Annotated in this window: 23 protein-coding genes; 9 read left to right on the top strand and 14 right to left on the bottom strand. The window is 49.5% G+C overall.

Annotated features, from left to right (window positions below):
* Positions 1–233: 233 nt before the first annotated feature.
* From ACYVSB_RS06510 to ACYVSB_RS06490, 5 genes are read right to left on the bottom strand one after another with little or no spacing between them, the layout of a single operon-like run.
* A complete protein-coding gene (locus ACYVSB_RS06510) occupies positions 234–1,310 on the bottom strand; it encodes an ABC transporter substrate-binding protein (RefSeq protein WP_461218832.1) in 1,077 nt (358 codons plus the stop codon).
* Positions 1,307–2,131: an ABC transporter permease gene (locus ACYVSB_RS06505; RefSeq protein WP_461218831.1), complete on the bottom strand. Its 825-nt coding sequence runs from the start codon at positions 2,129–2,131 to the stop codon at positions 1,307–1,309. Before ACYVSB_RS06505 ends, ACYVSB_RS06510 begins: the two co-directional genes overlap by 4 nt.
* Positions 2,112–2,945 carry an ABC transporter permease gene (locus ACYVSB_RS06500; protein ID WP_461218830.1) on the bottom strand — a complete coding sequence of 278 codons (834 nt, stop codon included), beginning with the start codon at positions 2,943–2,945 and terminating at the stop codon, positions 2,112–2,114. Before ACYVSB_RS06500 ends, ACYVSB_RS06505 begins: the two co-directional genes overlap by 20 nt.
* 6 nt (positions 2,946–2,951) lie before the next feature.
* Positions 2,952–4,043: an ABC transporter ATP-binding protein gene (locus tag ACYVSB_RS06495; RefSeq protein ID WP_461218829.1), complete on the bottom strand. Its 1,092-nt coding sequence runs from the start codon at positions 4,041–4,043 to the stop codon at positions 2,952–2,954.
* 11 nt (positions 4,044–4,054) lie between these two features.
* Positions 4,055–4,597, bottom strand: coding sequence for a helix-turn-helix domain-containing protein (locus ACYVSB_RS06490; RefSeq protein WP_125598370.1), 543 nt, complete (start codon positions 4,595–4,597; stop codon positions 4,055–4,057).
* Positions 4,598–4,953: 356 nt separating this feature from the next.
* Here ACYVSB_RS06490 and ACYVSB_RS06485 point away from each other — a divergent pair, with 356 nt between their 5' ends.
* Positions 4,954–5,979, top strand: coding sequence for an acrylyl-CoA reductase family protein (locus ACYVSB_RS06485; protein WP_461218828.1), 1,026 nt, complete (start codon positions 4,954–4,956; stop codon positions 5,977–5,979).
* Between the two features lie 235 nt (positions 5,980–6,214).
* On the opposite strand, the gene murB is transcribed toward ACYVSB_RS06485, so the two are convergent.
* Positions 6,215–7,138: a UDP-N-acetylmuramate dehydrogenase gene (gene murB / locus ACYVSB_RS06480; RefSeq protein WP_461218827.1), complete on the bottom strand. Its 924-nt coding sequence runs from the start codon at positions 7,136–7,138 to the stop codon at positions 6,215–6,217.
* 694 nt (positions 7,139–7,832) lie between these two features.
* On the opposite strand from murB, the gene ACYVSB_RS06475 reads away from it, so the two are divergent.
* Both ACYVSB_RS06475 and ACYVSB_RS06470 read left to right on the top strand, forming a co-directional pair.
* Positions 7,833–8,603 carry an exodeoxyribonuclease III gene (locus ACYVSB_RS06475; protein ID WP_461218826.1) on the top strand — a complete coding sequence of 257 codons (771 nt, stop codon included), beginning with the start codon at positions 7,833–7,835 and terminating at the stop codon, positions 8,601–8,603.
* Between the two features lie 5 nt (positions 8,604–8,608).
* Positions 8,609–9,142 (top strand): 3'-5' exonuclease, encoded by a 534-nt coding sequence (locus ACYVSB_RS06470; protein ID WP_461218825.1) that lies wholly within the window; start codon positions 8,609–8,611, stop codon positions 9,140–9,142.
* 85 nt (positions 9,143–9,227) lie between these two features.
* Here the strand turns inward: ACYVSB_RS06470 and ACYVSB_RS06465 are convergent, their stop codons facing one another.
* The 4 genes from ACYVSB_RS06465 to ACYVSB_RS06450 form a co-directional block, all read right to left on the bottom strand.
* Positions 9,228–9,758 (bottom strand): GNAT family N-acetyltransferase, encoded by a 531-nt coding sequence (locus ACYVSB_RS06465; protein ID WP_461218824.1) that lies wholly within the window; start codon positions 9,756–9,758, stop codon positions 9,228–9,230.
* Positions 9,751–10,227: a tRNA (adenosine(37)-N6)-threonylcarbamoyltransferase complex ATPase subunit type 1 TsaE gene (tsaE, locus tag ACYVSB_RS06460; protein WP_461218913.1), complete on the bottom strand. Its 477-nt coding sequence runs from the start codon at positions 10,225–10,227 to the stop codon at positions 9,751–9,753. Before tsaE ends, ACYVSB_RS06465 begins: the two co-directional genes overlap by 8 nt.
* 39 nt (positions 10,228–10,266) lie before the next feature.
* Complete coding sequence (gene pta, locus ACYVSB_RS06455; protein ID WP_461218823.1) at positions 10,267–11,250, bottom strand: phosphate acetyltransferase; 984 nt, start codon at positions 11,248–11,250, stop codon at positions 10,267–10,269.
* 74 nt (positions 11,251–11,324) lie between these two features.
* Positions 11,325–12,044: a uracil-DNA glycosylase gene (locus tag ACYVSB_RS06450; protein ID WP_461218822.1), complete on the bottom strand. Its 720-nt coding sequence runs from the start codon at positions 12,042–12,044 to the stop codon at positions 11,325–11,327.
* A 305-nt stretch (positions 12,045–12,349) separates the two neighbouring features.
* Between ACYVSB_RS06450 and ACYVSB_RS06445 the strand changes: the two genes are divergently transcribed.
* Positions 12,350–13,225 carry a Cof-type HAD-IIB family hydrolase gene (locus ACYVSB_RS06445; RefSeq protein WP_461218821.1) on the top strand — a complete coding sequence of 292 codons (876 nt, stop codon included), beginning with the start codon at positions 12,350–12,352 and terminating at the stop codon, positions 13,223–13,225.
* 15 nt (positions 13,226–13,240) lie between these two features.
* Positions 13,241–13,765 (top strand): LURP-one-related/scramblase family protein, encoded by a 525-nt coding sequence (locus ACYVSB_RS06440; RefSeq protein WP_461218820.1) that lies wholly within the window; start codon positions 13,241–13,243, stop codon positions 13,763–13,765.
* Positions 13,766–13,940: 175 nt separating this feature from the next.
* On the opposite strand, the gene ACYVSB_RS06435 is transcribed toward ACYVSB_RS06440, so the two are convergent.
* The 4 genes from ACYVSB_RS06435 to ACYVSB_RS06420 all read right to left on the bottom strand — a co-directional run bounded on the left by ACYVSB_RS06435 (position 13,941) and on the right by ACYVSB_RS06420 (position 18,088).
* Positions 13,941–15,170 carry a chloride channel protein gene (locus tag ACYVSB_RS06435; protein WP_461218819.1) on the bottom strand — a complete coding sequence of 410 codons (1,230 nt, stop codon included), beginning with the start codon at positions 15,168–15,170 and terminating at the stop codon, positions 13,941–13,943.
* A gap of 77 nt (positions 15,171–15,247) precedes the next feature.
* Entirely contained in the window at positions 15,248–16,243 is a 996-nt protein-coding gene (locus ACYVSB_RS06430; RefSeq protein WP_461218818.1) for an aldo/keto reductase, read from the bottom strand.
* A gap of 522 nt (positions 16,244–16,765) precedes the next feature.
* Complete coding sequence (locus ACYVSB_RS06425) at positions 16,766–17,338, bottom strand: GNAT family N-acetyltransferase (RefSeq protein ID WP_461218817.1); 573 nt, start codon at positions 17,336–17,338, stop codon at positions 16,766–16,768.
* A gap of 228 nt (positions 17,339–17,566) precedes the next feature.
* Positions 17,567–18,088 (bottom strand): hypothetical protein, encoded by a 522-nt coding sequence (locus tag ACYVSB_RS06420; RefSeq protein WP_461218816.1) that lies wholly within the window; start codon positions 18,086–18,088, stop codon positions 17,567–17,569.
* 266 nt (positions 18,089–18,354) lie between these two features.
* Between ACYVSB_RS06420 and ACYVSB_RS06415 the strand changes: the two genes are divergently transcribed.
* The 4 genes from ACYVSB_RS06415 to ACYVSB_RS06400 are packed head-to-tail and all read left to right on the top strand — an operon-like array spanning position 18,355 to position 22,460.
* Entirely contained in the window at positions 18,355–19,416 is a 1,062-nt protein-coding gene (locus ACYVSB_RS06415) for an ABC transporter ATP-binding protein (RefSeq protein WP_125598327.1), read from the top strand.
* On the top strand, positions 19,406–20,299 hold the full coding sequence (locus ACYVSB_RS06410) for a carbohydrate ABC transporter permease (RefSeq protein ID WP_461218815.1): 894 nt from the start codon (positions 19,406–19,408) through the stop codon (positions 20,297–20,299). Before ACYVSB_RS06415 ends, ACYVSB_RS06410 begins: the two co-directional genes overlap by 11 nt.
* Before the next feature lie 18 nt (positions 20,300–20,317).
* Entirely contained in the window at positions 20,318–21,139 is an 822-nt protein-coding gene (locus tag ACYVSB_RS06405; protein WP_461218814.1) for a carbohydrate ABC transporter permease, read from the top strand.
* Positions 21,140–21,149: 10 nt separating this feature from the next.
* Positions 21,150–22,460 (top strand): ABC transporter substrate-binding protein, encoded by a 1,311-nt coding sequence (locus tag ACYVSB_RS06400; protein ID WP_461218813.1) that lies wholly within the window; start codon positions 21,150–21,152, stop codon positions 22,458–22,460.
* The last annotated feature ends 112 nt before the right edge of the window (positions 22,461–22,572 follow it).

Raw genomic sequence — 22,572 nt, 5'->3', positions numbered from 1 at the left:
GCAAACTTATCCGCTTCACCTGGTCAACGGCCCGTCCCGATCAATGCGTCGATTACCAAAAAAAACACCCGAACCGACTGGGGTCCGGATGATTGACGAATTGCAGATGAAGTGTGCTCACTGCCTAGCTTCTTCCGCTTAACTACGTCAGGATTCCGGAAGCGAAACCCGCTTCCAAAACCCTGACTAGGTTAATGCTCAGAAGCTACCCGGGCTGGCTCGCACTCTGATTATTATTGTCGATACATTTTAAATTTCAAGAAGAGGTCATTGTACTGTTCGACTTTCTCTGAACCCAGATCCTGATAAACTTCCAATTTTTCAACGGTGCTCAGGGGCGGATAGAATTGGCGGTCAGCCCGAATCTTCCGCGGTAAGAGCGCTTTGGCCGCTTTGTTCGGCGTCGCGTAGCCAACGTATTCCGCGTTTTGGGCCGCGTTTTCTGGCGCCAACATGAAATTCATGAACGCATAAGCGGCCTTTTGATGCTTGGCCGTTTTGGGAATGACCATGTTATCATACCACGCGTTGCTGCCTTCACTGGGCACCACATAGTGCAGATGGTCATTCTGATCGATCATTTCCGCAGCTTCCCCTGACCAGGTCACAGCCAAGGGTGCCTCGTTTTGAATCATGTAAGTCTTGATCTCGTCAGCCACGATCGCTTTAACATTGATTGAAAGTCGGTCTAACTTCCGCGAGGCCTGGTTCAAGATCGCCGTGTCGGTGGTATTCACCGATTGCCCTTGCGAAATCAGAGTCATGCCCAGAATATCCCGGGCGGAGTCCACCAACATCAAGTCATTTTGCCATTTAGGCGCCCAAAGATCGTCCCAATGTTGAACTTCACTGGCTTTGACCTGCTGATCATTGTAAATGATCCCCAACGTTCCCCAGAAATAAGGAATCGAATAGCGATTACCACGATCAAACGACTGATCGAGGAAATGCTGATCCAGATATTTGAAATTAGACAACTGTTGCTGATCGATAGGCAGGAGCAATTTGGCCTTCTTCATCTTCTCAATCATGTAGTCGCTGGGAATGGCCAAATCGTAGGCAGTGCCCCCTTGCTTGATCTTGGTAAACATCGCCTCATTACTGTCAAAGGTTTCATATTGCACGTGATAGCCCGTCTGCTTCTCGAACTTCTTGAGCAGCGCTGGGTCAATATAGTCACCCCAATTGTAAAGATTCAGGGTGTTGGCTTGGGTGGTCGCGCCAGCTTGCGCCGACAATTGTTTACTGCCAATGAACAAAACCCCACATAGAGCCAAGATCGTCGCCATCATCATCATGATTTTCTTCATCTTAACGTCACCTCCGCCTGTTCGTGGCGTTTCTGCCGTTGCCGACGACTGCGAGAATATTGGTTGACGAAATAATAACCAACCACCAACAACAAGGCGAAAATGAACATCACAGCGGATAACGCGTTGATTTCCAGGCTAATACCTTGCCGCGCCCGCGAATATATTTCGACAGACAAGGTGGTGAAGCCATTGCCCGTCACGAAAAAGGTGACCGCGAAATCATCCAGTGAGTAGGTGAAGGCCATGAAGAAGCCGGACAAGATGCCCGGGGTAATGTAAGGAATGATCACCCGCCAAAAGGTCTGCGCCTTGCTAGCGCCTAAATCCTGGGCCGCGTTCAGTAAAGCCGGATCCAGCTCGTTGACTTTCGGCAAAACCATTAACACCACAATCGGAATCGAGAAAGCGATATGACTCACTAAAACAGACCCGAAGCCTAGCCCGATGCCTAATGAGGTGAACAAAATCAAGAAACTGGCGCCAATGATCACATCCGGAGACACCATCAGCACGTTGTTTAAGGTCAGTAACGTCGAACGGGTCGCGGCCTTCTTGCGCCCGGAAATACCCAAAGCGCCAAAGGTCCCCACGATCGTCGCCACCAAGGACGACAGCAGCGCGATCAGCAAGGTGTCCAAGACAATCACCAAGATCCGCTGATCAGAAAACAAGGTGCGATAGTGCTCCCAGGTAAAGCCGGTAAAATTATTCATATTACCGCCGGCATTGAAGGAATAATAGATCAAATAGAAGATTGGTGTGTACAAAATAATAAACACCAAAATCAAGTATAACGAGCTAATGCGTGGCTTTTTCATCTTCCAAGACCTCCCGCCGTTTCTTCTTCCGATCATTGGTCAGAATCATGATCACAAACATCATCACGATCAAGATCACGCCAATGGTTGAGCCCATCCCCCAGTTCATTGTCGTCAGGAAATGTTCCTCGATCGCGGTTCCTAAAGTGATGACGCGATTGCCGCCGATCAACCTGGTCAGCATGAATAAGGATAGTGAAGGAATAAAGACCGCCTGAACCCCCGCCTTGACCCCACTCAAGGTCAAGGGGAACGTCACCAGCCGGAAGGTTTGCCAAGGACTGGCGCCCAAATCTCGGCTGGCGTTTGGCAAGGCCGGATCCAATTGCACGATCGCGTTGTAAATCGGCAAAATCATGAAGGGAATTTCAATGTAACTGGCCACCAATAAGAAACTGAAGTCTGAAAACAGAATCTGCTTCGGACCGATCCCAATGAACATGAGGAAATGATTGACCGCCCCAGCGCGACTGAACAAGCCAATGAAAGCATAGGCCTTCAGCAACAAATTGATCCACGTGGGCAAAATAATCAACAACAACCATAACTGTTGATGCTTCAGCCGACTTAGAATATACGCCGCGGGATAACTGATCAACAAAGTGATCACAGTGATCAAGAAAGCGTACCACAAAGAATTCAGCGACATTTTCAAATAGACTGAAGACGAACCATAGGTCAGATAGTTCTGGATCGTGAAATGACCCTGTCCATCAGTTAGGGACTGATACAGGATCAAGAGTAGCGGTGCCACCACAAACAATGCGATCCAGAGGAAGTAAGGCACCATAAAAAACTGTTTGCTTTTCTTCATGAACGCTCAATCCTCCTCGTACTGCTCCAACCGCGCGTCAAAATCGGCCTCTTTCTCACCAAAACGCATAACGTGGATATCTTCCGGCTCGAAGGTCAACCCGATTTCCTTACCGTCACGCACCGGATTGGTGGAGTGGATCAGCCATTCGTTCCCATCGGCGTCGATGCCAATGATTTCGAAATGATCGCCACGGAAAAGTTGCGTATCGACTTTGACGACTAATTTACCCTGATCAGCGGTGGTAATATCCAGATCTTCCGGCCGCAGCACCACTTCCACCGCTTCATTGGCCCGCATGCCCCCATCAGCGCATTCAAAGGATTTGCCCACGAACTCCACTTGATAATCGGCCAACATTTTCCCAGGTAAGATATTGCTCTCGCCAATAAAGTTAGCGACAAAATGGTTGATCGGCTCATCATAAATATCCACCGGCGTCCCACTTTGGAGCACCTTGCCATTATCCATCACAAAGATCTCGTCACTCATGGCCAGCGCTTCTTCCTGATCATGGGTCACGAAGATAAACGTGATGCCTAGCCGTTGTTGCAACTCCCGCAATTCGTACTGCATATCCTGCCGTAACTTCATATCTAACGCCGACAACGGCTCATCCAGCAATAATACCGCCGGCTCATTGACAATCGCTCGGGCAATCGCCACCCGTTGCTGTTGGCCCCCAGACAGTTCGCTGATCTCCCGATTGGCGTACCCCGGTAGCTGAACCAGCTTAAGCGCGTCAAGCACCCGGCGCTTGATTTCCTTCTTTGGGCGCTTCTGTAACGTTAAGCCAAACGCCACATTATCAAACACATCTAAATGTGGAAACAGCGCGTAATTCTGGAAAACTGTGTTGACCTTACGCTGGTTTGGCGGAAGGTCATTGATCAGTTGCCCATTGAACAACACTTGCCCCTGACTGGCGGTAGTAAAACCAGCAATGATCCGTAAAATCGTTGTTTTCCCAGAGCCAGATGGGCCTAGTAGGGAATAGAATTTACCCTGTTCGATGGTCAAATTAATATTTGTCAAAGCCACGAAACCATCGTCGTACTGTTTCGTGATGCCCTTTAATTCAATGATCGGTGTTGCCATTACCCTGCCCCCTATAAATATGATGCGGTGGCCACTAGCAAGAGTGTGACCGGTTTTGCCGTAGTATTCGTTAGCTGGTGCGGATTAGTCGCCGTGAAATAAAGCGATTCGTGCGCTCGGGCGTTGATCACTTCATCGCCTAAATGTAAACCAACGCTGCCCTTAAGCACATAAACAAACGTTTCCGCCGGTGACGGATCAAACGCTTTAAATTTGCCGCCAGGTTCGATCGTCAATAAAACCGGCTCCATTTCCCGTTCGTTGGAATCATTGATCAACCAACGCAAATGATAACCTAAGCCCTCATCCACATGATCTACTTGCTGATCCATTCCGAATAACACCGTCGCCTGACTAGGTTCTTCCGTGAAGAACTCCGCCAGACTGACGCCCAGCACCGTTAAAATGTCGGTCAAAGTGTCTACCGTTGGCGACGCTTGATCGTTCTCCAATTGCGAGAGATAGCCCTTCGTCAGATCCGTTCGTTCGCCCAACTCTTCTTGCGTCAGGTTCTTCATCACCCGCAAAGCCCGTAATTTCTGCCCAAATGCCATGCTCAACCTCCCTCTGTCTGCTCCCAAGTTGTCCATTTTCTAATCATTAGTAAACAAAAAGTTATCTAACTTTGAGTTTACCAAAACTTCACTCAGTATAACTGATTTTCCCTGCTTCTGCCAAGTATTTTGAACAAAAGCGGCTGGTTTTTTTCACCGATGCCCGCTTAGTTCTGGACGGGCGGATGCTTTCGCTTGATCGGCACCGTCATTCGACTGCCTGGGCCGCCAAATCACCAGACGAGCCGCCTAGTCAGCGCAGCTATTTCAGGTTATAATACAAATAGAAGAATGCGCTTCATCTGTTGGCCAAGCAGCTCAGGTGGGATAAATAACAGCGCACTGAAGGAGAAACTATGCAGAAAAAAGCTTTAGTCGTTGAACTGATCGATGACCAACCGGTGGCCAGCCTCACGAACCGCCCGGTGACAACTTTGGCCCCTGATCACGTCCGCGTGCAGATTACTTATAGCGATATCAATTATAAAGACGCGCTGGTCCTGAAACCACGGAGCGGTGTCGTCCGCGACTTTCCACGGGTTCCAGGCATTGATTTCAGCGGTTGGGTGATCGAATCAACGGATCATCGTTTTCAAAGCGGCGATGCCGTTGTGGGCACCGGTTGGCAAATTGGCATTCAAATTGACGGCGGCTATCAAGAAATCGTTGATGTCCCTGGAGATTTCCTCCATCCATTGACTGGAAAGCGCACGGTCCAAGACGCGGCCTTGATTGGAACCGCCGGTGTCACCGCGGCCATTGGCTTAACGAAAGTGCTGGACAGTCGCGCGATGGCTGCGAAGGATACCCCAATCCTGATCAGTGGCGTTACTGGTGGCGTTGGTGGCTGGCAGTTGGCGATCCTGGCCCAATTGGGTTACAGCAATATCACGGTCGTCACCCGGCAAACGGCGCTAACCGAGCGACTGACCACCCTGGGAGCGGCCCAGGTGATCGATCCGGCCGACTTACAATTGACCCCGAAGAAGCCATTGGCCCGCCAAAAGTATGCGGTGGTGTTCGATAATTTAGGCGGTGATTTCTTAGCCGATGTCTTGGCCCAAGTCCAGAGTAATGGTCAAGTCGTCAGTAGCGGTAACGCCAGCGGCATCAAGCTGACCACAACCGTGCTTCCTTTCATTCTTCGCGGGATCACCTTACATGGGGTTGATTCGGTCAATTATCCGACCAGCGATCGCGAAGAATTATGGCAACTCTTCGAAAATAATTTCTGGCCGGCGGCGGACAAGCGCCCTACTTTCACGGAAATCGGTTTGGATCAACTACTGGAAGTTTTGCAAAACTACACCCAAACCCCGCATCATCAACGCACCTTAGTGAAACTGCGCAGCCGCCGTCCCCGCAATACTCAACCTAATTAAGCTTGAATCGGCGCCACCCCAAACAAAAAGGAGCAGGCCTAATTGATCGACTTTCTCCTGACAAACAGTAAAAAAGCCCGTCTTGGTGGGCGTTCAAGGCGCAGATGACTCTGCGAATCCAGCGAACGCCGCCAAGTACGCGGCTTTTTTGATATTTTATATTTTTCGGGGGTCCAGCTTAACTTCGTGTAACCAGCGGACGAAATTGACCCGCTTGGGCCCGCGCATGCCGTCGTTACTCGGCGTTCTGGGCAGGGATTGCTTCTGGTTCACGGCCAATGATGCGCACCTCAGTTTCCAATCGAACTTGGAACTTAGCCCAAACTGTTTGTTGGATCAACGCGATCAGTTGCAAATAATCCGTCGCCGTGGCCTGATCGATATTGACGATAAAACCAGCGTGCTTCAACGAAACCTGGGCGCCACCAATGATTTTACCTTGCAGGCCGGCTTCACGGATCAGGGGCGCGGTATAGTGATCAGGTGGACGTTTGAAGACACTGCCGCAAGAAGGCAGCTCCAGCGGTTGGTGACTGGCGCGCGCCGCGTTGAGTTCATCCATCTTTTGGCGAATCGTTCGCCGTTCGCCTGGGCGGAGCGCAAAGGTCGCGCTCAAAACCGTCAAGACCTGCTCTTGAATCACGCTATGCCGATAGCTGAAATGAAGGTTGGCCCCGCTGATGCGCCGCAAGTTTCCGCGCTCATCCAGCACGTTGATACTCGTGATCACATCACTGACCTCGCCCGAATAGGCACCGGCATTCATGAAAACCGCGCCGCCAACACTGCCGGGAATGCCAGCCGCGAATTCTAGTCCAGTCAGCCCAAACTGATAAGCGGCCTCGGAAACGGCCATCAGCGGAGCGCCGGCGCTGGCGACCAAGTTCAACCCTTCATGGCGAATGTCGTCGATCCGCGTCAACAAAACCACTAGCCCCGCTAAACCACCGTCGCGAATAATCAGATTGCTCGCGTTGCCAATAATGGTGACCGGGATCTGCTTTTGATAAGCGCGCTGGACCAAGGCAGCCACTTCTGACTCCGTTTCGGGGAAGGCCAGCAATTCCGCCGGCCCCCCTGTCCGCGTGAAAGTATAGTCGGACATCGGCGCATTTGCCTGAATTGGAATATTCAAATCAGAAAATAATGAATTTAACATCAACGATCGGATCCTTTTTATGATTTAGATTTCTTAACTTTGCTTTCTTGCTTTGACTGCTTCGCCATGATCAGCGGACTCCCCGGTCCAACTGGCAGGTCATCACTGCCAGCCAATCACGCCAGCCCCCAAATCGGCCCCGAGTAAAAAGTCAGTCTGGCAAGCGTTTGGCTTTGTCTCCTTCAATATCTTACCAAATAATCAGCTAAATAACTATCATCAGCCTAGCACTCCGTAGAAAACCGGCACCGTCAAGGTTCCAAAATTCTAGCTAAGTTAATGCTCGAAGTCAACCCGTTGCGCCTCGCACTCTATTTTGAAACGTGCTGCCCGCAACTGCTTTCTGCGCCGATACGCGATTTGTCACAGATTGTCTGCGCCAATCTGCAACAAATCGCTAGTCGTGCTCAAAAGCAACCCGTTGCGCTCCGCACTCTATTTTGAAACGTGCTCGTCAGCCCAGCTTCTTCCGCTTAACTACGCTAGGCTTTCGGAGGCAAAGACCTGCCTCCAAAAGCCTAGCTAGGTTAATGCTCAGAAGCTACCCGGGCTGGCTCGCACTCTATTTTTTCTCAGCGGGGATGGCGAAAATTTGGTAAACTAGAGGGTGGCTTGGTGATTGCGTTGGCGTGAAATCTGGCGCCGGCGATCATCACGATTTTCAAAAAATCAATTAGCAGGGAGTTAGCGGAAAATGAAGTTTATTTCTTGGAACGTGAATGGCTTACGCGCTGTCCTCAAAAAGGATTTTATCGACACCTTTAATCAATTAGACGCCGATTTCTTCTGTCTGCAGGAAACGAAGATGCAGGCGGGGCAAGTCGAGTTGGATCTGCCCGGTTATCAACAATACTTCGATTACGCCCAGAAGAAAGGTTATTCTGGGACGGCGATTTTCACTAAACATCAGCCGTTAAGTGTCCACTATGGGTTGGGCATCGCCGAACACGATCAAGAGGGGCGCGCGATCACCCTGGAATATCCTAATTTCTACCTGATCACCTGTTACACCCCAAACTCGCAAGCCGAATTGAAACGCCTTGATTACCGGCTTAGCTGGGATCAGGCTTTCCGCGCTTACGTGAGTGACTTGGCCACCAAGAAAAGTGTCATCTTCTGTGGGGACCTCAACGTCGCCCACGAAGAAATCGATTTGAAAAATCCCAAGACAAATCGGCGCAACGCCGGTTTCTCAGATGAGGAGCGGCAAAGTTTCACCACCCTTTTGGACGCTGGCTTTACAGACACCTTTCGCCATTTCTATCCGGATCAAAGTGGTATTTATTCTTGGTGGAGCTACCGATTCCACGCACGGGACAACAACGCCGGTTGGCGGATCGACTACTTCGTCACTTCTCAAGATCTGACGTCGCACCTAAAAGATGCCCGCATCCTCACCGACGTTTACGGCTCTGATCACTGTCCGGTGGAACTGCTCACCGATGATTTAGGAATTGAAGGATAACCGTCATGAATTTTACAGCAATTGATTTCGAAACGGCCAATCCGCGACCAGAAAGCGCTTGTTCTTTAGCCTTGGTCGTGGTGCGCAACGATCGAATCGTCAACCATTTCTACACCTTGATCGATCCACAGGCGGAATTTAGTTATTGGAACACCAAGGTGAACGGATTAACTGCGCAAATGGTAGCCGGCGCGCCAACTTTCGCCACCGTTTGGCCACATATTGCCCCTTTGTTCTCACTGGACCAACTGGTGGTGGCACATAACGCTCGTTTTGACGTGAAGGTGCTCCAGTCAACCTTGACCCACTACCAGATCGAGCCGCCCCACTTTCTAACCCTAGATACGGTCAAAACCAGCCGCCGCTTTTACCCGGAGCTGCCGAATCATAAGTTGAACACCGTAGCCGATTATTTGCAGCTGGATCTGGTCAATCATCACCACGCTTTGGCTGATAGCTATGCTTGCGCTCAGATCCTACTCACAGAAGCCCAGCAATTTGGCCCCGCGCTTTTGCGCAAAATGGTCACCGTCGCCTAATTCACACTACTAAAAAACATGACCCAGTCGCCTGACCGGATCATGTTTTTTTGTGGTACAGCAGTTCTGGCCGAGGCGGACGTTTTTAAAGCAGCCGCGCCATTAAAATCGTGTCAAGCCACTGTCCAGACGTGGCGCGATAGGCGTCAACCAAGTGGCCCTCCTCTTGAAATCCCAGCGCCTGATACAACCGCCGCGCCGCCTGATTACGCTGCTGCACTTCCAATTGGATTCGATGAAGCGGTGATTCCTGCTCAGCCCAATCCAAAGCCGTGGTCATTAACGCCCGACCTAACCCCTGATTCCGATAATCCGCAGCCACGATCAAGCCCAACTCGGCGACCTGGGCGACCGCCGTCTCGCTACTGGCGGCCAACCGCAAATAACCAATCAATTCTCGTTCCGGCGCCCACGCCAGTAATAACAAATTGTTGGGCGTCGCCGCGATTGCCGCCAACTGATCAGCCAGGTGGGGCAAGCTCATGGTCAGCGTGGCGTCGTCGCCCGTGATCAAATCACAGGGCGCCACCTCCTGCCGCCAAAACGCCTGTAAAGCCGCTGCGTCCTCAGGTTCCGCGCTACGCAAAGAGACCGTCACATCACGCGGCTCAGTCATGGGGCAACCCCGCTTGCAACCGTTGTAACAGCGCTTGTGACTGCGGCCCCGTGGCGGTCAACGTGAACTTCCGTTGCTCGTCGGCGTCAGCCACCCGCTGGATTGTAACCGCCAAATAATCAAGTGGCAGTTCATCACCGCCGAACTGTGGCCATTCCACCACGCAAACCCCTTGCCCAGCGAAATATTCCTCCAAGCCCAGCTCCGCCGGCGAGCTGTTTTCCAACCGATATAGATCCATATGAAACAGCGGTAGGCGGCCGGTACGGTATTCACGAATAATGGTAAAGGTGGGGCTTTTGACTGGACGGGTAATGCCCAGCGCGGCCGCCAACCCTTTGGTAAAAGTTGTTTTGCCGGCGCCGAGGTCTCCGGTCAACAATAAAACATCGCCGGCCGTGACCTGCTGACCAAACAACTGACCCACCGCGATTGTTTCCTCAGCGTTTCTTGTTTGAAATTGCAAAATTGTTCTTCCTTTATTGTTCCAGAATCAGTACTGAAATGATTATTGCAGAGATTGCGCCGCTGTGATGATCGCCAATTTATAGACGTCTTCTTCATTAGCACCCCGAGAAAGGTCGGAAACGGGCTTGTTCAAGCCTTGCAAAATCGGTCCGATCGCTTCGAAATGACCCAACCGTTGCGCAATCTTGTAGCCGATATTGCCTGATTGCAATTCTGGGAAAACATAAACAGTCGCTTGCCCAGCCACTGGTGAACCTGGTGCCTTTTGCGCGCCAACCGATGGCACATAAGAAGCGTCAAATTGTAATTCACCATCGATCACATATTCTGGCGCCAATTCTTGGGCAATCTTCGTCGCCTCCGCCACTTTATCTACTTGTGGCGATTTCGCCGACCCTTTCGTTGAGAAACTCAACATGGAGACTTTAGGGTCAATGTCGAATAACTCCGCCGTCTTCGCTGATTGAACCGCGATTTCCGCTAATTCCTGCGCGCTAGGATCGATATTGATCGCGCAATCAGAGAAGAGATAACGCTCTTGGTCTCGACCCCGCTGCATGATGAATGCGCCTGAAGTCCGAGAAACACCAGGCTTAGTCTTAATGATCTGTAATGCTGGCCGCACCGTTTCCCCAGTTGAATGAACGATGCCTGAGACCATCCCCTCAACCTCACCTAAATAGACTAACATGGTCCCGAAATAATTGCCATCGCGCAAAATTGCTTGGGCTTGTTCCTCAGTTGCTTTACCCTTACGACGTTCGACAAAAGCCGCCACCATCGTTGCGAAATCAGCTTCAGGATAGGTGTTAGGATCGATCAAAGTCAGGTTGCTAACATTAAAGCCATTATTAGCCGCTACATCCTTGATCCGATCAATCGGGCCCAACAGAACTGGATCTAAGATCTGATCAGCTTTGAGTCGGACCGCCGCGCCAATGATCCGAGGTTCGACCCCTTCTGGGAAAACAATTTTAATATTTTTGCCGTTGATTTTTCCTTTTAAACTCTCAAATAAATCCATGAATAATTCCCTCCGTGAGAAAGCGTTTTTACATACAGCTTCCATTCTACCGCGTTTTCGTCGTTTCGCCTAGCCTAATTCGCTGGATGCTGTGGTTTTTTATCTGCTATTGGGGTCTCTGGCGTTGTCGGTAACTGCCAATCGATCGGCTGTTCCCCATAGCGTTGTAAGGCTTCGTTGGCCTGAGAAAAAGGCTTCGAGCCGAAAAAGCCACGATAAGCAGATAAAGGGCTAGGATGGGCCGATGTCAAAACGGTGTTGCGCGTTTCGTCGATCAGCTCACGCTTAGCCCGGGCCGCCGCGCCCCACAAAATAAACACCACCCCACCACGCTGAGAAAGCGCCTTGATTGCCTGATCTGTCAACATTTCCCAACCACGCCCTCGGTGCGAGTATGCTTGGTGGGCGCGAACCGTCAATACCGAGTTGAGCAATAGGACCCCTTGATCTGCCCAAGCCTTCAAATAACCGTGCTGCACCGGCCGTGCGCCCACGTCAGTAGCCAACTCCTGGTATATATTCCGTAACGACGGTGGAATCGCGATTCCCGGCCGAACGGAAAAGCTCAAGCCGTGAGCCTGCCCCGGTTCATGATAGGGATCTTGCCCTAGAATCACTACTTTCGTTTCAGCGAAGGGAGTCCAGTCAAACGCTTGAAAAATATGATACATATCAGGATAAATGGTCTGATTTTGGTATTCTTGGCGCAAGAACTGGTGCAACTGCGTGTATTCTGGCGAAGCGAAAACTGGTTCAAGAATAGCTTGCCAGTCATTAGGAATCAATTGTTTCATGACAAATTTAGGCGGAACCCCCTCAGTTCAGTCTGAGAAGGAAAGTCCAATCCGAACTAATCTGTGTTAATTCAACGACTTGGACGTCCCGCCGGCCCCTTTCTTTTTAAACGTGCTCTCCGACCTTGCTTCTTCCGCTTAGCTACACAGATATTCTGGAGGCATAAACCGCCGCCAAAACAGTTGCTAGGCTAATGCTCTGAAGCTGACCAGCTGATCAACTCCTGATAATAGTTAGTGGTGGTTGATACAATATTGTTCAACTCTATGCTACACTAAAATTAACTCTATAAGAAGGTGATTTTTTGATTTCAATCATAGCATCAGACATGGACGGTACTTTATTGAATGATCACATGGAGATTTCACCGAAAACAGTCGCGGCGATCCAGAAGGCTCAAGAAGCGGGGATCGAGTTTATGGTCGCCACTGGTCGCGGTCTGAGCGAAGCCAAACCCATTCTGCAACGAAGCGGTCTTCATCCTGCTTACATCACCCTGAATGGTGCCCAAGTTTATAATGCCGCTGGTGAGCTGGTCGTCTCCGAACCATTGCCCAAGCAGTTGGCTCAAGAACTGGTTACCCTGCTCAAAACGCGGCAGTTTTATTTCGAGCTGGTGACAAATCGGGGGATCTTCTCGGAAAGTAAAGTCCGACGCATCCAGCACGTGGCCGATCTGTTGGTCAATTTAAACCCCGACACCTCGTACAAAATCGCCGTCGCCCTGGCTGCCGCGCGCCTGGAGATCGTCAACATCAACTATGTGACTGACTATCAACAATTAGTCGACGATCCCACGATTCAAATCATGAAACTGATTGTGTTCTCTGAGGAAGGACCAGACGCGTTCGCCAGCATCCGCGCCAAATACGCTGGCAGTGAAGAGTTGGTGATTACCTCCTCTTCACCAAACAATATCGAAATCAACAGTATCAAAGCGCAGAAAGGCCTCGCCCTCTTGGATTACGCCCAGCAAAAAGGTGTGCCCGCCGCAAATGTTATGGCAATCGGTGATAATCTCAACGATTATTCCATGATCGAGGCCGCTGGCGTGGGGGTGGCCATGGGCAATGCCCTGCCAGCGATCAAGAAAATCGCCAGCTTCACCACCGCCACCAATCTGAATGATGGGGTGGCTGAGGCGATCAATTGGGCGCTGGCCCATGATCACGATGCGTAGGGCCGGGCTGCGCCAATGACGATCTATTATTTACTCAACCAAACGATCGGTGGCATCAACAGCCAGTTTGTTTTCGACCAAGATTATCATCCGATCATGATCATTACCGGCCGTTTTGGGTTCAACCAAGACGGCCTCCAATTGTTGACCATCAACGGGCAATATGTGGGCAGTGTCACCCAGATCCGTCGCAAACACTTGACCACGTTCCACATCGAAAAACAAGGCCGCGAAATTGGACAAATGAACCGATTAAGCGGTGTCTGGCACCAGTTCGCTTTTGTATCTGGTCTGAACTGGACGATTCTGGGTTCCGTCGCCAACAACACTTATCAAGCGACCCACGGTGTTCATCAAATTTTCAGCACGGAGCCGACCATCGCCAAGAAGAATCTTGATGGCCTCAAATTAACTGTCGCGGCCGACCAAGATCAGGCCGATGTCTTCCTGGTGGCGGCCACCTTGAATCAATGGGTCTTGTGGTCCCAGCGTAAGCCGCATCACCTGATGGATCCGTTTATGAATATCGCGACGAATTAAACTGGCCGATTGGCTCGGTCAGCGGCCTGCACAGAAGGGCTTAGCACCATTTATTGGCAACAAAAAGCGCCACCATCATGAATGAAGTTGCTCACCCCAGCTAAACTGGGGTGGCACACTTCACTCTGACGGTGGCGTTTTTTTGATCGAAGTTGACGCTGACACCTTCCCCAGCTTAAGCGGGTTTGGTGGTCAAGTGCGTCAAGCACCGCTGAACCAGCCAGAACACCCCACTGACCACCGCCAAAACCGGCCATAGCTGCCAGGGAAAGAATAAGGCCACGAAGAAGCCGCCTAACCAAGGCGCTTGAAAAATGGTCACAACGAGACTGATTGCTGTCACACTTACCACGAATAAGGCATCAAATCCTGGTAACAATTGCGCCAAAACATAGCCTTGGGTGATGGCCGCAAACACAATCGGAAAGATATCGCCGCCGCGCCAACCGGTGTTCAAGCAGACCAGCAGGAGCAGTATTTTCAGGAGCACCGCGACTTCCAACCAACCTGGGGAACGTTTCAAGCCCAGAATTGGCGCCAGACTCAAGGCACTTTGCCCGGAGAAGAGCAGATGTGGCGCCCAAACACCAATCGCGAAAATCGCCAAACCACCTAAAGCCGCCTTGGCGATCGGGCGCTTTTGCCAAAAGTCAAACCACTGGGTAAACTGGCGACTCAGCCAGCGATAACCGACGCCCAGCGCGCCCCCGAAAAGCATCAAGGGCAATGCTAACCATAAGTCAGACCACTGCCAATTCGTTGGCCCCATTTTGACCACGAAAGACGGCACCCCCGCGGCCCGCATCAAAACGACAAAGGCCACGATCCCATTCAAAATAAAGGTGGCGATCAAGAACCGTTTCTGCTGCCGCTGACCTAACTTGGCCGCCTTCGCCTGATCAAAGGGGAGTAAATAGCGATGTGGCGTCAGTAAACACCGCCATCTTTGCCCCAGACTTAATTTGTGTAAGGCTTGATAGCGGAAGAAATAATACCGCAATTTATCAGCTTGCCAAACAGACAACGCCACCGTGGTACTCAGGAGCCCCGCTTCCGGTCCGACTCCCGCGCCAAAAATCAGGATGACCACGGCCATCAATAAATTGCGACCAACGTGCTGATACGCCAATCGACTCGTTTGCCGCAACGTTTTCAAAGCGCGCTCTGCCGTTAAGGGCAAGTCCGGCCCCCAATAGCGATGGCCCAGTCCCACTAGGACCGTGCCCACCGCCACTAACAGAAAAACCAAGCCGCCGCGCGGACCAAGTTGCTGCGGCAAATGTTGCCACAGCAACGCAGTTAATTGCTCAACGACGACAATATAAATGAAACCGATCACGCCGATCAAAGCGCTCAAAAACAGGCCGTAACCCAATAATCCAATTTTGCCTTGCCAGCGTGTCATGACACTCACCTGATTCATCTAAAATCAATTGATCATACTTGTCCGATCAGACTTATCCAAGCAAACTCGCACAAAAACTATTGCGCCTGGGCCAACGTTTGGTCGATTTTTTGTAACTCTTCAGGGCTGAAATCCAAATGATCCAAGGCTTTCAAGCTATCCTCCAGTTGGCTCAAGCGAGACGCGCCCACCAGCACACTGGTCACCGTTGGTTGCCGCAAATTCCAAGCTAGCGCCATTTCCGCCAAAGACTGGCCCCGCTCAACGGCAATTTGATGTAATTGGCGAACGGTGGCCAGCGTCGCCTCCACATTATCTGGCTGTAAAAACGGACTTGAAGAGCGAGCGGCCCGCGAATCGGCCGGGATCCCGTTCAAATAACGCTCGGTCAACAGCCCCTGGGCCAGTGGACTAAAGGTGATCGCGCCTAAGTGCTCGGCCGCCAGCACGTCGGTCAACCCTTGTTCGATCGAACGGTTGAACATATTATACTGCGGTTGATGAATAATAAAAGGTGTCCCTAACTGTTTGAAAATCTGGGCGATTGCTTGGGTTTGGGCGGCAGAATAATTGGAGACGCCAATATATAACGCCTTCCCTTGGCGAACCAGCAAATCTAAAGCCTGAGCCGTTTCCAACAATGGCGTGTCAGGATCGGGACGATGATGGTAGAAAATATCCAGATAATCCAAGCCTAAGCGTTGCAAACTTTGATCACAACTGGCAATGATGTTCTTTTTAGAACCCCACTCCCCATATGGGCCAGGCCACATATAATAGCCGGCCTTGCTCGAAATAATCATTTCATCACGATATCCGCGCAGATCTTCCCGTAAGATCCGCCCGAAATTCCGTTCCGCCGAACCAGCCGGTGGACCATAATTATTCGCCAAATCGAAATGCGTGATGCCGCGATCGAAGGCGCCAAAAATAATTTCCTTCTGGTTTTCAATTCGGTCCACATCACCGAAGTTGTGCCATAACCCCAATGAAATCCGGGGCAACTTCAAACCTGACGCGCCCACGCGCTGGTAAGGCATTGACGAATAGCGTTTTTCACTTGCAGCGTACATGAAATTTCCTCCTTTTGGAAACGTGCTCACCGTCCCAGCTCCTTGCGCTTAGCTACGCAATTGTTCTGGAAGCAAAATGCGGCTTCCAAAACAATGGCTAGGCTAATGCTCAGGAGCTACCCGGGTCGCTTCGCACTCTGTTTTTGGAAACGTGCTCACCGTCCCAGCTCCTTGCGCTTAACTACGCTAGGCTTCTGGAGGCGAGGCCCGGCCTCCAAAAGCCTAGCTAGGTTATGCTCAAAGTCAAACCGTTGCGCTTCGCACTCTTTTTTTGAAATGTGCTCCGCGCAACTGACTTTTCCGCTTAACTACGCTAGGCTTCTGGAGGCGAGGCCCGGCCTCCAAAAGCCTAGCTAGGTTATGCTCAAAGTCAAACCGTTGCGCTTCGCACTCTTTTTTATTGCTGGTCTAAGTATAAGCGTCTCCGTGGAGAAAAGAAAGCGTTCAACTAAAGTGGTTGCCAACAAAAAAGCGCTCAACTTGTACAAAACAGTTGAACGCAATTAAGTTGGGCAAGTCTTGCTAGATAATGGGTCTTTGTAAATGCTCATAGCGATGAGCGCCAATCATGATCTCACCGGTTTTGCGGAAGCCATGATGACTGTATAACTGCTTAGCCTTCGGATTTCCCAGATCAACATTCAAACTGATCACGGTTTCACCTTTTGGCGCCAACCATGTCGGCAGGAAATCAAGCAACTGCCCACCGATGCCCTGTCCTTGAGCGGCTGGGGCAACGGCTAAGGAATCCAAATACCATTCGCCTGGTTGGGCCTCCACATCTTTGAACAGCCGCAAATCCCCTGGCAAGCCTAGTTGGCTCAGAAAAGGGCGTAACGCGTCATCGATGGTCGCTTCCTTGGCCGCCGGATAGCCCACGCAGATACCTAAAACTTTCTGCGTTGGATCATCAACATAAACTAACATTTGCTGATAACCATATCGGTAATCTGGCGCCGCGAACGCCGCTTCAAACAAGGACTCGATTTTCGGTTCACCAATCGCTTGAACCTCAGGAATTTCCATGTCATGAATGATCTGCATCAAAATTGGCATTGCTTGTGGTGCATCCGATAATACTGCGGGACGAATCAATTATGTCACCTCATAAACATTTTTTAATACTCAGCCCATTCTAGCAGACTTTGTCAGAAAGTGCCCGCTGAATTTCACTTGTTCTCTTGATCAAAGTAAGAACTCCCCTATCGTCCCATCTAGGCTCTGCGCTTCGGCAAGTTTCATCAGTGTGATACTTTTTAGCATAATGTGGTTGCTCAAATAATGCAACAGACAGTTTCGCGAATTTGTTCGTTTTTTTGACACTTAGGCCGAAGTGTCTAAATCAAAGCTTTGTAAGCGTAACCGAATGCGCCACGATTCCTCCTGAAAGTCGCTGCACGTCCAACACTGGATCTCACCAACAAGAGCACCACAAAGTAAACTCAACTGACGCCAGCAACAGCAATCTGACGTAAGTGGTTCGTCGGGATGATAATGAGGCCAGATCACCGCAACCAACTGCTGCCGAAACCAGCAGATTTTTTGTGGACCCGAGCCCAACTCATAAAGATTACGCACTAAAATTTGATTATGACGAACATAATTCAAAACAAAATCCACTGCTTCCGGCCAAGAGAAACGAGCCAGCCGCATAGGTCGCAAAACTTCATTTTCAATGGTCGTGGAGAAAACATCGCGCAATCCACCATCAAAGTGTTGGTAGAATGCTGACCGAGAGATCTGCGTTTTCGCAATTAGTTCGCTGGCTGTGTAACGGCGTAAATAAGCCCCGGAAAGGTCCTGGCGGGCAACACCACAAACCGCATTGACGAGCAACTGTGTCATTATCGATCACCTACTAGTTAGAATAAAACAGTTTCATGAATATAATTATTCAAATGTAACCGCTATCTAATGTTAGCTTATTTGGTTCAAAATCGCAATCACCTAATAATTACTGTAAATAAACGCATTTTTTGCGGATTTACTGACCAAAAAACTTGTCTAAATTTGAAATCGGTCAAGACTTTACCCACAAAATGTTGTAATATAAATCTAGACTAATCTGTTATCTTGTGGTCGAAAAACATTTTTCTAAAGGGGCGAAACTGTTGGAAGTTACCTTCAAAGATGTCTCGCTGTCCTATGATGGGACACGAGAAATTTTACATCATTTGAACTTCACGATTCCTGAGGGGACCTTGGTTTCAATTTTGGGACCCAGTGGCTGCGGTAAATCAACGACTTTGATGTTGATCTCTGGTTTATTGGCGCCAACGCAGGGCAAAATTTTCTTTGGTGATCAAGATGTCACCAAACAAGACGCGTTAGCACGTAAAGTTGGAATGGTTTTCCAGAACTACGCATTATACCCACATCTGACTGTCCTTGAAAACATCATGTTCCCACTCAAAATGGCGAAGATCAAGAAAGAGGAACGTCGGGAAAAGGCGTTGAAATTGGCCAAACTGGTGCACGTTGATGATCAGCTGGACAAGAAACCCGGCGCGCTTTCCGGTGGTCAGCAACAGCGGGTCGCCATTGCCCGCGCGTTGGCCAAGGAACCCAGTCTGCTGTTGCTTGACGAACCACTGTCAAACTTGGATGCCCGTTTACGGATCGAAATGCGGCAAGAGATTCGGCGGATCCAACAAGAAACTGGCGTCACGACGATTTTCGTGACCCATGATCAAGATGAGGCCTTACACATTTCCGACCACATCATGGTCTTGAACTTAGGCGACATTCAGCAATTCAGCTCCGCGGAAACACTTTACGACAATCCAAGCAATCTCTTCGTCGCGAAATTCATTGGCGAACCGGTGATCAACACCGTGCCGATCACCGCCTTTGGTCATGATTTGGACGCGGCGGTCCCTGCGGAGATTTTGGCGAAAACGGCCACGGTTGGAATTCGACCCGAGGCTTTACAGGATCACCCGATCGACGCCAATACCTTCGCCACGATCACAACCAAAGTCAAGGCCTACGAAAAGTACGGCCGTGAAAAGAACGCCTTGGTTGATTATAATGGGCAAGAACTTCTCAGTACCGAGATTCAAGGTCGTCTTGAGAATCATCAGGATCTGACGCTTTACCTGCAGAAATCCGGACTCTATCTATTCGATGAAGCAGGCGAGCGCATTTTTGGTGGTGAACAAGATGTTGAATGAGAAGCCAACTTTAAAATCAACTGCTAAAGCACTCCTCTATTTACTCCCGATGTTGGTCATTACGATCATTTTCAACATTTATCCAATTCTGAAATCATTTATTATGAGCTTCTACACCAAGTACGATTTCTTCAAAGACATCGTGCAGCAATGGGGCTGGAGCAACTTTACTTTTATTTTCCGTGATCCCGATTTCCATTTAGCCGTTAAGAACACGTTGATTTTCGTCGTTGGGGTCGTGCCGTTGACCGTGATCATCTCATTGGTCATCGCCCTCCTCTTGAATAAAATCAAATGGCTAAGTGGCCTGTTCCGAACCGTTTACTTCTTGCCATTCGTTACCAGTACCGTGGCGATCGCCCAAGTCTGGCATTGGATCTACAACAGCGATTATGGTCTATTGAACTATTTCCTCAGCCTCTTTGGGATCAACCCGATTGCTTGGTTGGAGAGTCCGAAATATGCCATGCTGGCCTTGATCATCATGAGTATTTGGAAGAGCTTAGGCTTCAATATCGTCTTATTCTTAGTTGGCTTGAACAACATCAACGAGCGCTACTATCAGGCGGCGGAAATCGATGGCGCTAACGCTTGGCATCAATTCACCAACGTGACCCTGCCATTGCTCTCGCCGATCACGTTCTTAGTCAGTGTCAATGGGGTGATCGGTAGTTTCAAGGTCTTCGATCAGATTTTCGCCCTGTTCAACGGGACCCCGGGACCAAGTAAATCAGCCTTAACGATCGTTTACTACCTTTATCAGAAATTCTATACCGAGTGGAAATACGGCATCGCCGCCGCTAGTGGTGTTGTGCTGTTCTTCATGATCTTGCTAGTCACCTTGATTCAAATGTGGTACAGCAAGAAACATGTCCATTACTAAAGGGAGGTCAAGTAAACAATGAAAGTTAAAGTTGCCATGGTTCTACGCTATGTGATCTTGGTCCTCGGCGCGATCATCATGTTGATGCCTTTCCTCTGGATGGTCTCAACGTCCTTAAAAACACAACCAGAAACGGTTAAGATTCCACCGATCTGGATACCTAAGCAATTACAATGGGCCAATTACATCGAGGCTTTCAAGGCCGCGCCCTTCGCCCGTTACTTCGTCAACAGCGTCTTAGTGACCACAGTCACGACTGTGGGCCAGCTGTTCACGAGTATTCTGGCCGCCTTCGCGTTTTCGCGATTAAACTTCTACGGCAAGAATATCATCTTCGTGATTTTCTTGGGCACGATGATGGTTCCTGGGGAAATGTTGATTATTCCTAACTTCGTCACCTTGTCGAAGTTCCATATGATCAATACCTATTGGGCCTTGATTGTTCCCTGGTTGGCCAGTTTCTTCACCGTTTTCACCTTAAAACAAAATTTCCAATCTGTGCCGGATCAATTGTATTACGCCGCCAAGATCGACGGCGCCACCGATTGGCATTTTCTCTGGCACGTGCTGGTACCAATATCCAAATCAACGATTACGGCCGTCACTGTTTTACAAGTGATTGGGTCCTGGAACGCCTTCATGTGGCCGTTGATCGTGACCAACACTGAGAATCTTCGCACCTTGCCTGTTGGGTTACAGGCGTTTACCACCGATGCGGGGACAAATTACGCGCTGCTGATGGCAGCATCGACGTTCGTCATTTTACCTATGGTGATTCTGTACATTTTCCTTCAAAAGTACATTATTGCAGGCATCTCAAAAACTGGATTGAAAGGGTAGGTTTTAAGTAATGAAGAAAAAAAGTTGGCAACGTGCACTACTCGCAGTCGCTTCTTTGGGTTTAGTTTTGGGATTGGCCGCATGTGGCAGCCAATCAAAGGATTCAGGTGCCGATGAATCCAGCACCAAGTCGAAAACACCAGTCAAAATTACTTTTTGGCATGGCATGAACGGCCCTTACCAAAAGGCTTTGAACGAAATCATTGCGGACTTCAACAAGTCGCAATCTGATTACAAAGTCGTTGGTACCTCACAAGGGGGCTATACTCAACTGCAACAAAAGATCATGGCGTCTGCTAAGTCAAACACACTGCCAGTAATCTCACAGACAACTTACACCACTGTGCCTGATTACACAGAGAACGGTCTTATCGAACCTCTTGACAACTACATGTTGAAAGGTGATAACAAATTATCTGATTCTGATTTAAAGGATATTTATTCTTCATTTCTCTCGAGCTCCAAATACGATGGCAAGTACTATTCCATTCCATTCAGTAAGTCCGTCCGCGTTCTTTACTACAACCAGGATATTCTGGACAAGTACAACATCGCCAAACCAGAAACATGGGATGACATCGCTAAAGCTGGCGAAACACTGAAAAAAGACAAAATCTATGCCATGGGCTATGACAAGTCATGGGATATGGAATTTGAAGGTTTAGCGCGTCAAGCTGGTAATCCATTGGTTGCCAAAGGGCCAAAGGCGAACTTAAACACCGCTGATACTTTGAAAGCAGCGAACTTCATCATGGACATGATCAAAGCTGGCACCGCTAAAACCGCTGGCGAAGACATGTACTGGACCCAAGCCTTTACTCAGGGCAAATCAGCCTTCTACGCCGGTTCTTCCGCAGGTGTGACTCAAATGGTCGCACAAGCACCGAAGACCTTGAACTGGGGTACAATGCCATTACCAGCCTACAATGACAAGAAAGCCACTGAAATCGCTGGTAACGACATCGTGATGTTCAAGAGCGCTAGCGCTGATCAAAAGAAGGGCGCTTGGGCCTTCATGAAATTCCTGATGTCCACCGAAGAAACAGCTAAGTGGGCTCGTTCAACCGGTTATGTGCCACTTCGGGAATCCGCAACGAAAGATGCTGATTTCAAGAAATATCTGGAAGAAAAGCCTTATAACAAGGCTGCCGTTGATTCATTACCTGATGGTTTCCAATCAACTGCCTTCAAAGGTTTCTCTGAATATCGGACCAGATTACTTGAAGCTGTCGACGCGATGTTGACGAAGAACGAAGACGTCAAGAAAGCTTTAGACAACTTGCAAGATCAAACTGAAACGATCATCAAAGACAACAAATAAACCATAACATTGAACGATGCCTTAAAGGACTGGGATTTTTCCCAGTCCTTTTAAATTACGCGAAAAATGCTGGGAGCCCCGAATATTCCTGAAATATTTATTTTTCTATCGG

Source organism: Lapidilactobacillus salsurivasis (assembly GCF_054785215.1).
Note: the sequence above shows the minus strand (reverse complement) of the source record. Positions and strands in the feature narration are given on the sequence as shown.

Coding starts and splice junctions, on each gene's coding strand:
- ACYVSB_RS06510 (WP_461218832.1), bottom strand. CDS start 1,310: ATGAAGAAAATCATGATGATGATGGCGACGATCTTGGCTCTATGTGGG.
- ACYVSB_RS06435 (WP_461218819.1), bottom strand. CDS start 15,170: ATGACACGCTGGCAAGGCAAAATTGGATTATTGGGTTACGGCCTGTTT.
- ACYVSB_RS06400 (WP_461218813.1), top strand. CDS start 21,150: ATGAAGAAAAAAAGTTGGCAACGTGCACTACTCGCAGTCGCTTCTTTG.
- ACYVSB_RS06405 (WP_461218814.1), top strand. CDS start 20,318: ATGAAAGTTAAAGTTGCCATGGTTCTACGCTATGTGATCTTGGTCCTC.
- ACYVSB_RS06500 (WP_461218830.1), bottom strand. CDS start 2,945: ATGAAGAAAAGCAAACAGTTTTTTATGGTGCCTTACTTCCTCTGGATC.
- murB (WP_461218827.1), bottom strand. CDS start 7,138: ATGTTAAATTCATTATTTTCTGATTTGAATATTCCAATTCAGGCAAAT.
- ACYVSB_RS06420 (WP_461218816.1), bottom strand. CDS start 18,088: ATGACACAGTTGCTCGTCAATGCGGTTTGTGGTGTTGCCCGCCAGGAC.
- ACYVSB_RS06475 (WP_461218826.1), top strand. CDS start 7,833: ATGAAGTTTATTTCTTGGAACGTGAATGGCTTACGCGCTGTCCTCAAA.
- ACYVSB_RS06505 (WP_461218831.1), bottom strand. CDS start 2,131: ATGAAAAAGCCACGCATTAGCTCGTTATACTTGATTTTGGTGTTTATT.
- ACYVSB_RS06410 (WP_461218815.1), top strand. CDS start 19,406: ATGTTGAATGAGAAGCCAACTTTAAAATCAACTGCTAAAGCACTCCTC.
- ACYVSB_RS06465 (WP_461218824.1), bottom strand. CDS start 9,758: ATGACTGAGCCGCGTGATGTGACGGTCTCTTTGCGTAGCGCGGAACCT.
- ACYVSB_RS06440 (WP_461218820.1), top strand. CDS start 13,241: ATGACGATCTATTATTTACTCAACCAAACGATCGGTGGCATCAACAGC.
- pta (WP_461218823.1), bottom strand. CDS start 11,250: ATGGATTTATTTGAGAGTTTAAAAGGAAAAATCAACGGCAAAAATATT.
- ACYVSB_RS06470 (WP_461218825.1), top strand. CDS start 8,609: ATGAATTTTACAGCAATTGATTTCGAAACGGCCAATCCGCGACCAGAA.
- ACYVSB_RS06490 (WP_125598370.1), bottom strand. CDS start 4,597: ATGGCATTTGGGCAGAAATTACGGGCTTTGCGGGTGATGAAGAACCTG.
- ACYVSB_RS06450 (WP_461218822.1), bottom strand. CDS start 12,044: ATGAAACAATTGATTCCTAATGACTGGCAAGCTATTCTTGAACCAGTT.
- ACYVSB_RS06495 (WP_461218829.1), bottom strand. CDS start 4,043: ATGGCAACACCGATCATTGAATTAAAGGGCATCACGAAACAGTACGAC.
- ACYVSB_RS06430 (WP_461218818.1), bottom strand. CDS start 16,243: ATGTACGCTGCAAGTGAAAAACGCTATTCGTCAATGCCTTACCAGCGC.
- ACYVSB_RS06485 (WP_461218828.1), top strand. CDS start 4,954: ATGCAGAAAAAAGCTTTAGTCGTTGAACTGATCGATGACCAACCGGTG.